This window comes from Luteibacter sp. KNZ12-1A, assembly GCF_056755675.1.
The window spans coordinates 26,340-40,101 of record NZ_JBPGXU010000004.1; the positions used below are offsets into that span (position 1 = coordinate 26,340).

The 13,762-nt window shown below is 62.6% G+C and carries 14 protein-coding genes; 7 read left to right on the forward strand and 7 right to left on the reverse strand.

From position 1 onward, the window contains the following. Window positions 1-93: 93 nt before the first annotated feature. On the forward strand, window positions 94-1,356 hold the full coding sequence (locus tag ACR9ZJ_RS01835; RefSeq protein WP_481286685.1) for a hypothetical protein: 1,263 nt from the start codon (window positions 94-96) through the stop codon (window positions 1,354-1,356). 55 nt (window positions 1,357-1,411) lie between these two features. After that, window positions 1,412-3,703, forward strand: coding sequence for a peptidoglycan-binding domain-containing protein (locus ACR9ZJ_RS01840; RefSeq protein ID WP_481286686.1), 2,292 nt, complete (start codon window positions 1,412-1,414; stop codon window positions 3,701-3,703). Window positions 3,704-3,752: 49 nt separating this feature from the next. Here ACR9ZJ_RS01840 and ACR9ZJ_RS01845 read toward each other — a convergent pair whose 3' ends face one another. The 3 genes from ACR9ZJ_RS01845 to ACR9ZJ_RS01855 all read right to left on the reverse strand — a co-directional run bounded on the left by ACR9ZJ_RS01845 (window position 3,753) and on the right by ACR9ZJ_RS01855 (window position 6,056). Beyond that, window positions 3,753-4,577, reverse strand: coding sequence for an alpha/beta fold hydrolase (locus ACR9ZJ_RS01845; RefSeq protein ID WP_481286744.1), 825 nt, complete (start codon window positions 4,575-4,577; stop codon window positions 3,753-3,755). A 239-nt stretch (window positions 4,578-4,816) separates the two neighbouring features. Beyond that, on the reverse strand, window positions 4,817-5,200 hold the full coding sequence (locus tag ACR9ZJ_RS01850) for a TraR/DksA family transcriptional regulator (RefSeq protein ID WP_481286687.1): 384 nt from the start codon (window positions 5,198-5,200) through the stop codon (window positions 4,817-4,819). A gap of 97 nt (window positions 5,201-5,297) precedes the next feature. After that, the gene (locus ACR9ZJ_RS01855) at window positions 5,298-6,056 is read right to left on the reverse strand and encodes a hypothetical protein (RefSeq protein ID WP_481286688.1); all 759 of its coding nucleotides are present in this window, start codon (window positions 6,054-6,056) and stop codon (window positions 5,298-5,300) included. 135 nt (window positions 6,057-6,191) lie between these two features. Between ACR9ZJ_RS01855 and ACR9ZJ_RS01860 the strand changes: the two genes are divergently transcribed. After that, a complete protein-coding gene (locus tag ACR9ZJ_RS01860) occupies window positions 6,192-6,644 on the forward strand; it encodes a nuclear transport factor 2 family protein (protein ID WP_481280502.1) in 453 nt (150 codons plus the stop codon). Window positions 6,645-6,661: 17 nt separating this feature from the next. Here the strand turns inward: ACR9ZJ_RS01860 and ACR9ZJ_RS01865 are convergent, their stop codons facing one another. Continuing rightward, window positions 6,662-7,531, reverse strand: coding sequence for a helix-turn-helix domain-containing protein (locus ACR9ZJ_RS01865; protein ID WP_481286689.1), 870 nt, complete (start codon window positions 7,529-7,531; stop codon window positions 6,662-6,664). Window positions 7,532-7,666: 135 nt separating this feature from the next. On the opposite strand from ACR9ZJ_RS01865, the gene ACR9ZJ_RS01870 reads away from it, so the two are divergent. Further along, complete coding sequence (locus ACR9ZJ_RS01870; protein WP_481286690.1) at window positions 7,667-8,638, forward strand: alpha/beta fold hydrolase; 972 nt, start codon at window positions 7,667-7,669, stop codon at window positions 8,636-8,638. A gap of 12 nt (window positions 8,639-8,650) precedes the next feature. Here ACR9ZJ_RS01870 and ACR9ZJ_RS01875 read toward each other — a convergent pair whose 3' ends face one another. Together ACR9ZJ_RS01875 and ACR9ZJ_RS01880 are read right to left on the reverse strand one after the other, a co-directional pair. Further along, window positions 8,651-8,992, reverse strand: coding sequence for a hypothetical protein (locus tag ACR9ZJ_RS01875; protein ID WP_481286691.1), 342 nt, complete (start codon window positions 8,990-8,992; stop codon window positions 8,651-8,653). A gap of 59 nt (window positions 8,993-9,051) precedes the next feature. Next, window positions 9,052-9,417, reverse strand: coding sequence for a hypothetical protein (locus tag ACR9ZJ_RS01880; protein ID WP_481286692.1), 366 nt, complete (start codon window positions 9,415-9,417; stop codon window positions 9,052-9,054). 179 nt (window positions 9,418-9,596) lie between these two features. Here ACR9ZJ_RS01880 and ACR9ZJ_RS01885 point away from each other — a divergent pair, with 179 nt between their 5' ends. Then, complete coding sequence (locus ACR9ZJ_RS01885) at window positions 9,597-10,715, forward strand: sensor histidine kinase (protein ID WP_481286693.1); 1,119 nt, start codon at window positions 9,597-9,599, stop codon at window positions 10,713-10,715. Further along, entirely contained in the window at window positions 10,712-11,509 is a 798-nt protein-coding gene (locus ACR9ZJ_RS01890) for a LytR/AlgR family response regulator transcription factor (protein ID WP_481286694.1), read from the forward strand. The genes ACR9ZJ_RS01885 and ACR9ZJ_RS01890 overlap by 4 nt, the downstream gene beginning before the upstream one ends. A 48-nt stretch (window positions 11,510-11,557) precedes the next feature. Here the strand turns inward: ACR9ZJ_RS01890 and ACR9ZJ_RS01895 are convergent, their stop codons facing one another. Next, entirely contained in the window at window positions 11,558-13,039 is a 1,482-nt protein-coding gene (locus tag ACR9ZJ_RS01895) for an efflux transporter outer membrane subunit (protein WP_481286695.1), read from the reverse strand. Between the two features lie 55 nt (window positions 13,040-13,094). Here ACR9ZJ_RS01895 and ACR9ZJ_RS01900 point away from each other — a divergent pair, with 55 nt between their 5' ends. Then, the gene (locus ACR9ZJ_RS01900) at window positions 13,095-13,709 is read left to right on the forward strand and encodes a TetR/AcrR family transcriptional regulator (protein WP_481286696.1); all 615 of its coding nucleotides are present in this window, start codon (window positions 13,095-13,097) and stop codon (window positions 13,707-13,709) included. Window positions 13,710-13,762: the final 53 nt, after the last annotated feature.

A 13,762-nucleotide genomic window follows, 5' to 3' on the forward strand; every position in this document is an offset into this window, starting at 1 on the left:
ACGCGCTGCACTCAGCCAAATAGCGGCCGCAGCGTAAAAATCCCATGGAAATCTCCGAAGCGGATGATTGATCGATCTTAAGGATACAAAGCCATGAAGGTTCGATATTTGGTCATGGCCGCGATCTTCGCGGCGGAGATAACAATAGACACGTTGGCAATGCCGATGTCTTCACGTTACCTCACGATCAACGTCCAGGGTGGCATGTGCTCAGTGGGCTCCGTGGGTGATGAGGATGGTTTAAATAGACGTCCATACGTGGAATGGACTGGTGTGCGTGAGGGCGGCGTAAGGTGGTTCAAGAAGCTTAGTATTGCCGAAATATTCTACGAAGGACGTGCAACGCACTGCTTGCGTGAACGCGACTCGCTATTCGTCTTGCTTCAAATGGACACGCATTCCCAACGATCGATGTCCCAGGGGGTACTTCATCTAGTGAGGTTGAGGGTGATCGATGGCTCAATCGAATCCGATGAGCAAATTTTGGTTCCGGAGGCTTTAGGCGCGTACTCTGCATGGGTGGAAAAAGATGCATCGAACCTAAGAAAGCAGAGAGAAAGAATCGTGGTAGTCGGGAAATATAAGCGTCTCGGTGCAGATGAGGATGTTCCTTTTTCCGTATCGATACGAGGCCAGCTGCCGACCGGTGAGGCCAAGGTACACATGGAGCCACCCATCTGGCCAAAAAATGGAGTCGCCGAGCGCGAACTTGGCGATGGAAAGGAGAGTTGGCCCGAGAACATGTTCGTTGAGCATTCGGATGGGCGGTGGATTGTCTGGGTTCTCTTGTCGTCTGAAGGCGGTCGATCGAAAGCGATGGACTTCTTTTCTGGTGAGGTCCAAGACGTCAAGATCAATAAATCTGGTGGATACAATGACTCGTTCGTTGATTCCAGGGGAGCGACGCACGTGAGCAATGGTCTCTTGGACTTCCGTTGCAAGGAGATAGGTCCGGGGGGAGTCATTGGAAACGTGATATTCAATGAAAGTTCGCTGCGATTCAATCGAGAAATCGCGTACGCGCCCATATTGGAAGTCAGTCAAAGAATTTCTCCTGACGGGAAAACAATTATCTGGAGGAAGGTCCCTTTATTTGAGGACTCGCCTTCTGATAGCCCATACAGCGAATGGTCGTCCTTCATAAGCAGAGGTATGGACCTGCATGACGGCACGATGTTGGTTACCGGAGGTAGATATGTCTTCCGTGTTCGTGAAGATGATCTGACGCCGGTGGGACATGCACTCCACTTGCATGTTGTCAATGAGGCTGATGTCAAGCGAGTCATCGACAAGGCTGAGGCAGGTGATGTCGATGACGCGCATGGCTTCTTGACTGATGAGCTACACCTTAATTGAGCAACTTCATCTTCTGTAACGCAAGATGTTCAATACGTATTTAAGGAAGATTGATATGACGGAACAGAGAAGTCTTGGCGAGGGGCACTTGAAGGCCCTCGCCTATTTCGTGGTGGGTGTCGGATCGGAGGGAAATCTCGGAGGAAGGGACGTTTCCAATCGCTTGTCGTTCGCTGGAAAGTACCAGAGCGGGAAAATGTACCCTATAGAGAACAGCGGATTAACCATTGGTACGCTTCAGAAGGATCTCGGTCAGGATCATCGTGAAACGGCCAAAGCCATGGTAGTTGCGTATCAACGTTGGGTGGCGGACCAATCCGAAGGATCGCTTACTGATATTCAGCGACGAGAGATTGTCGACGATCTTTCGCGTAATGGAAGGACGATCAATGGCCAGGGGAATCGACCTGTCGATCCGCACATAAGGAGAAGTCTTGACACGTTCTTGAAGGCGGACGGCGGAAAGGAGTTCGTCCATCAAAGAGATATGGCTCAGGTCCACCGTATTCATGATTATGCTCTCTCGAAGCTCGTATTGACGAAGGCTTATAAGCAAGCGTCGTCCCACGAACGTATCGAAATGGCAACGATCATAGCTAAAGGATTCAATCAGAACGAGTCCATTACCGGCAAAGTGCTCTTTGACATGAAGGATCGTGATGAGTCCGTGGCGACAATCAAGTCACTTGATGATCTTAAATCACGTTCGGATAAAGCATTCACGGCATCCATGCGAGAGGGACGTGAGATTGCTCTCCGTGCTGCTGCGGTCTACACACGCCTGCAGGAGATCAGCCCAGATAACCCGCTTCACGCCGCATGGCAAGAAGTTCTGAAAGACCCTCTGGTCGAGCCCACAGCTATTCGTGACGACACGACACGCCCTGACCTCGCGGCGCAGTACACGACTATCAAGAACCTGTTCCTGGAACCCAGCAAGGCCACACATTTCATCGATGCGTTGGAGCAGGGTGGCGAACACAGCAAAGGATCGCCTACCGCCATAGGTCATCACCGTCCGGCCTCGGGGTTCTTCGCCTCTGGCCCCGACTTCGTACAGTGGAATGCGGATGGGCGGGCCGTAGCGTATATCGGTGGGAAATGGTCTGAGCTTTCCCGCGACGACATTAGCAGGACCGTGCATGACGACAGGTCCGTGGACCTTACCGTCCAACGGAATGGCAGCCCTGAGCCCCTGTTGCATGTAGGATCAACGGCTGTCGGCCGGACTCACGTGGGTGAGGGAAGAACGCTTCGGCAAGGCATGCACGGCGATGATGTGCGCGCCTTGCAAACAGACCTTGCCCGGTTGGGATTTACGGACGCCCGCGGACGTGCCGTGCACCCCGACGGCGACTTCGGCCCGACGACTCAAGCGGCGATTCAGGCATTCCAGCGCGATCATGAGTTGAGCGCTGACGGTATAGCAGGCACCGCCACACTTACCGCCGTGCGCCACGCAGTGGAGACCGAATTACGTTCGATCGGGCAACCGGACGCGCCTTACTTGCGAAACGAACAGCCTGACGATGCGATGGCGATCTATCAATCCTTGGCGCCCGAGCCCAAGTCAGCGACGCCACGTATGCCCACCATCGATCAAGCCGCGCCGGAGAAGCCCGCGGACGCCTTGCAGGCAGCGACCGTCGCGCACCCGAATGCCGAGCGCATCCGCGCCCTCCAGGAGAGCCTGAACACGTTGGGCGTGGCGGATATGAAGGGCGACCCGTTGGTGGTGCATGGGACATACGATGCACCCACTCAGACCGCGGTGGCGCGTTTCCAGGCGATGCATGACATGCCGGTCACTGGCCTACCGGACGAGACCACACTGAGAAACGTGCAGGCGCAGGCATTCGTTGCCGAGCTTCAACAGGTCGTGGCACCGTCGGTGTCGCGCGGCACCCCGGCATCGGGTGAAACACGGGAAGCTGAGCACGACGAACCTGAGAAGGGGCTTGAAGGCATATCCCGCAGCCAAGGCCACGGTCGCGTCGATCCACGACACCCCGACAGCCCGCATCACGAGCTATACAACGAACTGCAAAGGATTATCCCCGAGGCATCGGAGGATCGCTTGCTGCAGTTCACAGCCGCTTGCCATGAGAACCAGATCACCGCCGGTAATCTTTCCAGCGTTCATCTGAACGAGGAAACCTTGACGTTGACCATGCTTGGCAAAGGGGCTTTGACGAGCCCGGCCCAGGTGGACCTCGGTGCTCCGCCGCCGCAACCGGAGCAGGCGATCGAGAAGATCCAGCAGTTCGATCAGCAGCAATCACAGATGCTCCAGGCGTTCCAGGAGCAGAACATGCAGCTCAGCCAGGGGATGGGGATGTCGCGCTAAGCGACGCAGGAATTGCCGCAACGGCCAAACCCGTTGCGGCAACCACACATCAAGCCTTCTTGATGAAGGCGAGGATGTCCTTGTTCAGCTCGTCCGCATGGACGGTCAGCATGCCGTGCGGGTAACCCTTGTAGATCTTCAGCTCGCTGTTCTTGAGCAGCTTGGCGGACAGCACGCCGGCATCGGCGTAAGGGACGATCTGGTCATCGTCGCCGTGCAGGACGAGGGTCGGCACGTCAATCGCCTTGAGGTCTTCGGTGAAGTCGGTTTCCGAGAAGGCCTTGATGCAGTCGTAGTGAGCCTTGGCCCCGCCGATCATACCCTGGCGCCACCAGTTGTCGACCACGCCTTCGATCGTCTTCACGCCGGGGCGGTTGAAGCCGTAGAAGGGAATCGGCACTTCGCGGTAGAACTGCGCACGGTTGGCGGCCAGCTGCTGGCGCAGGCCGTCGAACACCGAAATGTCCAGGCCACCCGGGTTGGCCGGGGTCTTGACCATGATCGGCGGCACGGCGCTCACCAGCACGGCCTTGGCCACGCGGCCCTTGCCATGACGGGCGACATAGCGCGCCACTTCGCCACCGCCGGTGGAATGGCCGATGTGGATGGCATTCTTGAGGTCGAGGTGTTCGGTGAGGGCGGCGACGTCGGCGGCATACGTGTCCATCTCGTTGCCGGTGGCGGTCTGCGTCGAGCGACCATGGCCACGGCGGTCGTGCGCGATGACGCGGAACCCCTCGTTGAGGAAGAACAGCATCTGCGCGTCCCAGTCGTCCGAGCTCAGCGGCCAGCCATGATGGAACACGATCGGCTGGCCCTTGCCCCAATCCTTGTAATAGATCTGGGTGCCGTCTTTAGTGGTGATGAAAGACATCGAGCTTTCCTTCTTGCCAGTGGATGATGACGTGGGCGCGGCGACCGCGGGGGCCGAGGCGGTCATCGCGCCGGCGCCGACGAGGGTGCCCGCGGCGAGCGTGCCCGCGTTGAGGACAAAGTTGCGGCGCTTGGGATCGAGCGCTGATTGATTCGATTCGGTCACGGGTCTGTCTCCTGGGTGGCCCTCGGCCATTCTCAGGGGACCCGGCGGGGCACGATAGGACGGTCGTGCTTTTTTTAGCCGCGTCGTGCGGCGCGTTCGCGGTCGTTCGATTCCTCTACGGTGTAGCAGCTCTCCGGGACCGCCTCCAGGCGATCGCGCGGGATCGGGTCGCCGCTGCCGTCGGACAGGCCATAGGTGCCCTCGTCGATCTTCTCCAGCGCACGGTCGATCGCGACCAGCCGGGCTTCGTTGTGCGACAACACGGCTTCGTCGTTGGCCTGTTGCGCGAAACGGTCGCCATCGTCTCCTTCGTCCTGCGGCTCTCCGCCTGCCGCCGCCTGCCACCGCTGCTCGTCGTCACCGGCGGCATCGCCTACCTCGATCAGCTGCTGGCGAAGGTCGAGCAAGCGCTGCTTCTGGTTTGCGATGAAGGCGGCGTCCAGCGTGGGATGGGACATGGGTAGTACTCCGGAGTGGGGGCAGGTGGCGAGGCCAATACGGTGGTTTAGCATCCCGCCCCGCACACGGATTGTGAATTTGTATCCTGCCTGCCACTCAACTCGCGCAGCGGCCGTCCAACGGTGCGCTCAAGGCCTCGTCGATGGGGTTGCCCGCGACCCCGCTCCGCCGTTCTGACGGTGGAAACTCGATCCGCACGGGAATCGGCTTGCCACGGCCATCGCGGATGTTGCCCGGCCCTTCGTAGCGACGCAGGCGCCGGTCGGCTTCGCCATAGGTCACCAGGATGGAAGGGGCCACGAAGGCGTACCAGGCATCCAGCTTCAGGGTGAGCTGGCGGTCGCCGTCGCGTGGTTCGTCGGCGGAGATGTGGATCGGCATGAACCGGCCGCGCGAGGTGAGCAGGAAGGCCACCGTGGCGCCGCGTTGCACGACCGTGTCCCAATGGGTGCGCAGGAAGGTGTCGAAGCCGGCATCGATCACGGCGTCGCCCTTGTCCGGCAATGGCCGTTCCACCCGCTGGCCTCCGGGCCGGCGTACATAGGCCACGCGCGTGGCCCCTTCACGTGCCACGCCTTCCTCGTAGCCGGTGCGGGCATCCACGAAGGAATAGTCCGGCTGAGGGGAACCGCCCCGCATGTCGAGCTCCTTCCTGGCGAAGGCCTTGCCATCGAGGCATTCGAACAGGACCGTGTGGCGCGAGGTGTCCACCAGGTGCACCTCGCGATAGAGGGGCGTCGTGGCCCCGGCGCGGTAAGCCGTGCCGACGTAACGTTCCACCGCGGCGCCCGGCGGCGCCATCATGAGGCACGAAGCCAGGAAGATCGTCCGGCAGGTGGAGTCGTCCAGGGTCATAGGGCTGCCAGAAGGGATATGGCCCCGACTGTACGCGTATTGCCGTCAAGCCGATGAAAGCGTGACCACTGACACATACGCCCCGGCCCCCGATCCGGCTTAGGATGGCGTACGTCCTGAAGACAGGGGAATCGCATGAAGCTTGGGTCACTGGTCGCCGCCATGACGGTGCTCGCGGGTTTCGCCGCGCTGCCGGCTCACGCCGCCACCAAGGAAGAGGCCGCGGTCCTGGCGCCCGTCCAGGCCTTGTTCGATGGCATGGCGAAGTACGATAGCGCGGCCATGCTGGCCGCCGTGCAGCCGGAGGGCAGCGTGGCCTTGCTGCGCAAGGGCAAGGTCGTGCGCATGACCCTTGCCGATTTCGCCAACCACATCAAGCCGGGCAAGGATCGCATCGAGGAACGTATCTACGATCCGCTGGTGCGTATCGACGGTGACATCGCCATCGTCTGGGCACCCTACGATTTCCTCGTGAACGGGCAGGTCAAGCATTGCGGCACGGATGCGGTGAACCTGGTGCGCATGGATGGCCGCTGGCTGATTTCCGGCATCGCCGACAACAGCCGGGACGATTGCCCCGCGCGTTGAGGCGCGGGCGGGGCGGCTTACCGTCTTGCTTCGACAAGCTGTCCGGGGCTCACTCCAAGCACGCGGCGCATGCAACGCGCCATGTGGCTCGGATGGCTGAAGCCGGTTTCGATCGCCACCTGGGTGATGCTTCGTGTCCCGTCGAGCAAGCGGAGGCGCGCGTGTTCGACGCGGCGTTCCAGCACGAAACGATGTACCGGCATGCCTGCCGCTTCCTTGAACAGCGGCTTGAAGTGCGACACGCTGAATTCCGCCACGGCAGCCAGCTCGGCCAGGGTCAGGTCTTCGTCGAGGTGGGCATCGATGTACTCGATCACGTGTCGCAGGCGCCATGCGGGCAGGGCCCGGGCCTTGCGTCCCGCCGTCGGCCTCGGCCGGCTTTGCAACGCCAGCAGCCGCACCGCCAGGGCGGTGGCGAGGCTATCGGCGAACAGACGCCCGCCCGGATAGGCATCGTGATCTTCCGCCTGCATCATCCATCCGATGCGCTCGATCTGCGGGTCACGTATATGGATGGAAGGCGCGAGGCTGGCATCCGTGGAAACGACACCCATCGTTTCCGCCGTCTCTTTCAGTAGTTCCGGACTCAGGCGCAGCAGCAGGGACGTGGCCGGCCGGGTCAGCGTCCATCGCGTACTGAAGCGAGAAGGGACGACGCAGAACTGGCCATGGATGCGCGTACCCCGGCGTTCGCCGTGGGCGACGCGATACGACACGGGCACCGGATCACCCAGGTGCAGGCAGAGCACGTGACGGTCGTCCATGGGTGAATCGAAGCGACCCACGGGCACCGGTGAGGTGAGAACGTCGAGCAGGGGCAGCCGCGTGGCGCCGCCGGACAACAGCGGTGCGGGCGGGGCTGGATAGCAGGCGGGACGCTCGCTCATGGGCGGATCGTTCTACGCCCGGGGGCCGCTTGCAAGTGCCGGAATCATCCTCCCGTGTCCGCGACCATCCTTTCGTGCGCGCGATGCGCGGGACGCCATGGAAGCATGCGGCTATCCAACCAACGGGAGTGCGTGATGAGGCGTAGAGCGTTCTTGAAAGCGAGTGGCGTGGTGGTGGCAGCGGGCATGCTCGCCGGGCACATGACGCGCGTGGGCGCTGCAACAACCCACCTGGAGGGTGGACTATCGATGAGCGCCCGCGAGTTCGCAGCGGCACGCCGGTTCGCCGACGTGCCGCAAGGGAGGATCGCGTACGTGGAAAAGGGCAGGGGCAAGGCGGCGTTGTTCCTCCACGGTGCACCCCTCAATGGGTTCCAGTGGCGCGGTGCGATGGCTCGCCTGTCGCCGTATCGGCGTTGCATCGCGCCCGACTTCATGGGCCTGGGATATTCGGAGGTCGGCGAGCATCAATCGCTCGCGGCCGATGCCCAGGTCTCGATGCTGGCCGCGCTGCTCGATCGCCTGTCGGTTTCGGCGGTGGATATCGTGGCCAGCGATAGCGGCGTGGCTGTCGCGCAGTTGTTCCTGCTCCGCTATCCCGCCCGCGTGCACACGATGTTGCTGACCAACGGCGACGTGGAGCCGGACAGTCCGCCGGCCGGGGTCAAGCCCGTCATCGAGATGGCCCGTGCGGGGACACTCGCGGATGCGACGGCGAAATGGCTTATCGACCGCCAACTCGCACGCTCGACCTTCGGCGCGGCGGTCTATCACGATCCGGCCGGACTGGCCGACGACACCATCGATTATTACGTGGAGCCGCTGGTCGGTTCACCCTTGCGCAGGATGCAATACCACGCCTTCCACCTCGCCCTGGAGCCCAACCCGCTCGCCGGCATCGAGGCTCGCCTGAAGCAGAGCAAGGTTCCGGTTCGCATGGTCTGGGGTGCGAGCGACACGATATTTTCGCTGGCGGATGCCCGCTATCTCGATCGCACGTTCCAGGGATCGACCGGCATCCGTACCGTTCCGGAGGGGAAGCTGTTTTTTCCGGAAGAGTTTCCGGGCGTCATCGCCGAGGAGGCGCGGACGCTCTGGCGGGTATGACGGCGGACCGCATCACTCGCCAGCGTTGGTCACGTGGGTGTCGATCCACGCGCTGACGAAGGCATCGAGCGATGTCCTGGGCGGTGGGGTGAGGCCGGCGGTGCGCACGAATTCCATAGCGGCCTTGAGGAAGGCCTGCCGCGAACGCGCACTGGCCTGGCGCGCCGCCGCCTGCTTCTGCCGAAGCTGCACGATGTGCGCCGAAGGCTGTCCTGGCCGGGCGAACTTCTGGTATCGGCGCAACTCGTCGGCGGCCAGCGCCGTGTCGCGGGCCGCCTGCGCCTCGGCGGCACGCGCTTCGAGCAATCGGTCGAGCCATTGGCCGGCGTCGCTCTGGGGATCGGGTCGTGTCATCGGGCGCCGGCGGTTCCAGGAAGGTCCGCTAGCGTAGCCGCCACCCGCTGGGTACGCACCTAGGTCGGTTGCGTACCCAGCCGCAGGCCGTGCGACCGGCACACGTCCACGCCAGGGAAGACCTGGCTGTGTCCATCCCGGAAGGTCACGCGCACGTCGCGCAGGCAGTCGCCCGGCGGGAGCCGTACCGTGGCGGAGGTGAGGCCGCCGGGCAGGGCGGCACCGAGCTTGGCATCCTCGAATGCCTGGGAATTCACCGGCGCCGTGGCCAGTCCGGTCACGCTGTCGAAGGTGGCGTTGACCACGGTGAACAGGCTCACCTCGCGCTTCTCCACCGGCAGCCTCGTGAGGTCTCCGGCAAGGCTCGCGGTGGACGCGACAGTGGCAAGGGCGAGGACGGCGATGGCGGCGCGGATCGATGACATGGGACTCTCCTGAGTCGGTCGATGACGCCCCTATCTGGCCCTCGCGCGGGCCACCCGGACAACGCATCCGGGACGAATCGTAGGAGGGCCGTGGCGAATCGTAGGTGGCGAAAGGAATGCTTCTCCCTCGCCCGACGCTGTGCCTAAGATGCCCTCGTTCTTTCCTCGGATATCCTGTGATGAAGCTTCGCCTCGGCACGACCGACATCGGATGGAGGCGCTATATCGGCCTGTGGACGGTCGTGGTCGTCGTCTTCGCCGTGCAGCGTTATCAACACGACGCCCTGTCCGGACACACCTGGGATGCCATCGATTACCTGCGCTGGTCGATGATCCAGTGGTACACCTGGGCGGCCCTGGCGCCCTGGGTATTCCAGTTGGCGTCGAGATACCCCGTCATCGGTGTCGCCCGCCGGCGCGACCTCTTCCTTCCCATCGCGGCAAGCATTGGCGTCACGCTACTGTCGCTCTTCATCGGCGCCGTGATCTCCACGCCATTCGAACCCAGCTCCTTCGCGGAGCAGTTCCGGCAATTTCTCGGCCAGCACTTCGCCACCGGCTTGCTCACCTACTGGTCGTTGTTCGCCATCCAGCAGGCGTTGCAGTTCCGCGAGGAAAAGAATCGTCGCGAGATGGAAGCGAGCCGCATGGCCACCGAACTGGCCCAGTCGCGCTTGCAGTCGCTGAAGTCGCAGCTGCAACCACATTTCCTGTTCAACACCTTGCACGCGATCGCTACCCTGCTCAAGGAGGACACGTTGTCCGCGGAGGACATGCTGTTGCGCCTGAGCGATCTCCTGCGCGCTTTTCTCGAGGATTACGACGGCCAGGAAGTGAGCCTGCGACGCGAACTCGTGCTGCTGGACCTCTACCTCGGCATCCAGGCCATGCGCTTCAAGGATCGCCTGACCGTGCGGATCTACGTCGCGCCGGACACCCTGGACTGCGCGGTGCCGAGCCTGATCCTGCAACCCATCGTGGAGAACGCCATCCATCACGGGATCAGCGAGCGGGTAGGCACCGACATCATCGAGATCGAGAGCCGCCGCGAGGGCGATCGCCTCTGCATCGAGGTGCGCAACCGCAACAGCACCCTGGAGAACGGCGAAGGAGGCCGTGCGCGCAAGGGCCATGGAGTAGGGCTTTCGAACACGCAGTTGCGCCTGTACGAACTGTACGGCGATGCGGGGCAGGTACGTCTCGACATGCTCTGGCCCGAAGGCGTCGCCTGCCGTATCCATGTACCATTCCGGCGTATCGAAGACCTGGACGATTCGCCGGAGATCGACACGGTATGACCATCGCCGTCCTCGTCGTGGATGACGAGCCGATCGCACGGCGCGCCATCGTTCGCCTGCTGGCCGACGATCCACAGGTCCAGGTGGCGGGCGAGTACGGTGATGGGGTTTCGGCGGTGCAGGCGATCCGCGAACATTCGCCGGACGTGGTTTTCCTCGACATCCAGATGCCGGGCATGGACGGCATGGACGTGGTGGCCGCGATCGGCCCGGCGAGGATGCCGGCCACGGTGTTCGTCACCGCCTTCGAGAACTACGCGGTGCGCGCCTTCGAGGCCAACGCCGTGGATTACCTGGTCAAGCCCTTCAGCCGCGACCGCTTCGTGCAGACGCTGCAGCGGGTGAAGACGCGACTGGCCACGCCCGCTGCGGCCGGCACGGGAGCCGCGAGTGGCGAAGCCATCCAGCAGGTGCTGGAAGCGCTGCGCCGACGCGAGGGCTACCTCGACCGCATCCCCGTCCGCACGCGCGACCAGGTGACCTTCATCGATGTCGACGACATCGTCTGGATCAAGGCCAACGGCAACGCGGTCGAGATCCACCTGATGAACGGCGTGCACGAGATGCGCGAGACGATGGCGACCCTGGCCGAGCGGCTGGACCCGAAGCACTTCGCCCGGGTGCACCGCTCCGCCATCATCAACGTGCGGCGGGTACAGGCCATCCATCCCTGGTTCAACGGGCATCACGTGGTGACGATGGATACGGGCCAGAAGCTGCGCATGAGCCGGTATCAGCGTGAGGCCTTCCTGCGGCTGGTGTCGGCGCGCGGGGATATTCCGCTTCAAGATTGATCGACTTGCAGCCCGCATCCCGGACAGGGTGCAGGCTCTGTCGGTAGATCAGGGGGCCTTCACGGACGGCGCGTCCCAACCGCCGCCCAGTGCGCGGAACGATGAGATCGCGGCACGGGTGGCGGCCGCGTTCGCCCGAACGCGGGCGTCTCGTGTGGCAAGGAGGCGCGTATCGGCATCGAGCACCTCGATGATGCTCACCGCGCCACCTTCGAAGGCCTTTCGAGATGCCGTTTGTGCCTTTGTGAGCGCATCTTCGCCGCCGGCGAGGATCTGTGCCTGGGCTTCGCGCTTGACCAGTTCCGTCAGGCTGTCTTCGACTTCCTCGCTGGCGTGGAGGACCATGAGCCGGTAATTGGCGAGCGCTTCGGCATCGGCGCCCTTCGCCCGTTTGATATCCGCGTCGATATGGCCGAAATCGAACAATCGCCAGTGCAGGCCAAGCAGGGCCGACGCCTGGTTCGCGGGTCCCGTGAACTGGTGGCCCGCCGTGGTCGTTGCGGTGCCGGCTAGCGCCGAGAGCGAAAACGAGGGGTAGTACTCCGCGATTGCCACGCCAATGTTCGCATGGGTCGCGGCGAGTTGCCTTTCGGCGGCGATGATGTCCGGTCGACGGCGCAGCAACCCTGCCGGGCCATCCATGGTGTCGATGTGGGGAGGCGTGGGCACCGGGGCATTGGCAGGAAGCTCACGAAGTGCCGTGCCGGGTTCTTGCCCGAGCAAGACGTCGAGCGCGTTGCCCGTGGCTTCAAGGCTCGATTCGAGGTCGGGGACGGTCGCGCTCACTTGCGCGAGGACGCCTTCGGCCTGGCGTAGCTGGAGCTCGGGGGCGACACCCGCGTCGAACTGCATGCGTATGGTCGATGTCAGGCGCTCCTGCACCTTGACCTGGTCCCTGGCCACAGCGAGGCGGCCTTGAAGTTCGCGAACAGTGACATAGGTGCGCGCGACCTCGGCCTGGACGGCGAGACGGACGGCGATGCCCTCGGCTCTGGCCGCCTGGTAGCTGGCAAGGGCACTCTCGCGTTCGCGCCTGCGTCCTCCGAAGATGTCGATGTCCCAACCCACCGAGACGTCACCTTCGTAGAGGCTGCCATATCGGTCGAAGCCCGGAGTGCTGTTGAGCACACGCCCGAGTGGCGTCTCGAGAGACTGCTTCGCGCGGCCGCCGGAGGCATCGATGGCGCCACTTGGTGCGAGCGACGCGGTCGCACTCGTAACTCCCGCGCGGGCCTGGAGGATGCGGGCCTCGGCGCGGGCGAGATCGAGGTTGACCTGCATGGCACGTTCCACGAGTGCGGCAAGGGTAGGTTCGCCGAACGAGTTCCACCACCGTGTGGTATCGGCGGCCTGCCCGGTTCGGATGGAAGCTGCCGCTGCCGAATGAAATTCGGTCGTCGGGTCGATGGAGGGGGGCTTCCTGTAATCAGGGCCGACGGCACACGCTTGCAGGGCCGCCGCAAGGGACGCGGCAAGTGCAAGCCGGGGAAGGGATGGCATGAGTGAGCCCTGACGATTAAGTGTGACCATATTACGAAATGGTCACTCGTTGTCAAGGAGGCGGCCGGGGTTGTACTGTCACCACATGACCCGTACAGCGCCCACCCTCATTCCAGATTCACTCGCCTCGGTATCGGTGCGGGATCAGATCATCGAAGCCGCCGACGAGTATTTCAGCCGGTTCGGTTATGCCAAGACGACAGTGTCGGACCTGGCCAAGGCCATCGGTTTTTCGAAGGCATACATCTACAAATTCTTCGACTCGAAGCAAGCCATCGGTGAGGCGATTTGTGCTCGCTGCCTCACGGGGCAACTGTTGGCCGTCGAAGCAGCGGTCGAGGCGGCGGATGGCCCAAATGAGCGTCTCCGTGCCTTTTTTCGCGAAATTCTCAAACAGAGCCTCGAACAGTTTTTCAACGATCGGCAGCTTTACGACATCGTCTCCCACTCCTGCGCGGAACAATGGGGAAGCTCGCGGCATTACACCAAAATGCTCCTCACACGCCTGACCACGCTGGTCCAGGAGGGGCGGGACGCGGGTGCTTTCGAGAAGAAGACACCCATCGACGATGTCTGCTCCGGCATCTGGCTTGCCACGTCGCCGTTTACGAATCCCGTGATGCTCCAGCTCGATCTCGACGGGGCCCCTGCGGGTCTGGAGGTTGTCGTGGGATTGGTCCTCAGGAGCCTCGCTCCTTAATTTTGAAGTGACCAATTGACAAAACGGTCAATAGACACCAACACTGATGCTCC

Excerpts from the sequence above, each read along its gene's own strand:
- ACR9ZJ_RS01860 (WP_481280502.1), top strand. The coding sequence starts at position 6,192 with ATGAAGCTTGGGTCACTGGTCGCCGCCATGACGGTGCTCGCGGGTTTC.
- ACR9ZJ_RS01875 (WP_481286691.1), bottom strand. The coding sequence starts at position 8,992 with ATGACACGACCCGATCCCCAGAGCGACGCCGGCCAATGGCTCGACCGA.
- ACR9ZJ_RS01890 (WP_481286694.1), top strand. The coding sequence starts at position 10,712 with ATGACCATCGCCGTCCTCGTCGTGGATGACGAGCCGATCGCACGGCGC.
- ACR9ZJ_RS01835 (WP_481286685.1), top strand. The coding sequence starts at position 94 with ATGAAGGTTCGATATTTGGTCATGGCCGCGATCTTCGCGGCGGAGATA.
- ACR9ZJ_RS01855 (WP_481286688.1), bottom strand. The coding sequence starts at position 6,056 with ATGACCCTGGACGACTCCACCTGCCGGACGATCTTCCTGGCTTCGTGC.
- ACR9ZJ_RS01880 (WP_481286692.1), bottom strand. The coding sequence starts at position 9,417 with ATGTCATCGATCCGCGCCGCCATCGCCGTCCTCGCCCTTGCCACTGTC.
- ACR9ZJ_RS01885 (WP_481286693.1), top strand. The coding sequence starts at position 9,597 with ATGAAGCTTCGCCTCGGCACGACCGACATCGGATGGAGGCGCTATATC.
- ACR9ZJ_RS01850 (WP_481286687.1), bottom strand. The coding sequence starts at position 5,200 with ATGTCCCATCCCACGCTGGACGCCGCCTTCATCGCAAACCAGAAGCAG.
- ACR9ZJ_RS01895 (WP_481286695.1), bottom strand. The coding sequence starts at position 13,039 with ATGGTCACACTTAATCGTCAGGGCTCACTCATGCCATCCCTTCCCCGG.
- ACR9ZJ_RS01845 (WP_481286744.1), bottom strand. The coding sequence starts at position 4,577 with ATGTCTTTCATCACCACTAAAGACGGCACCCAGATCTATTACAAGGAT.
- ACR9ZJ_RS01870 (WP_481286690.1), top strand. The coding sequence starts at position 7,667 with ATGAGGCGTAGAGCGTTCTTGAAAGCGAGTGGCGTGGTGGTGGCAGCG.
- ACR9ZJ_RS01865 (WP_481286689.1), bottom strand. The coding sequence starts at position 7,531 with ATGAGCGAGCGTCCCGCCTGCTATCCAGCCCCGCCCGCACCGCTGTTG.
- ACR9ZJ_RS01840 (WP_481286686.1), top strand. The coding sequence starts at position 1,412 with ATGACGGAACAGAGAAGTCTTGGCGAGGGGCACTTGAAGGCCCTCGCC.
- ACR9ZJ_RS01900 (WP_481286696.1), top strand. The coding sequence starts at position 13,095 with ATGACCCGTACAGCGCCCACCCTCATTCCAGATTCACTCGCCTCGGTA.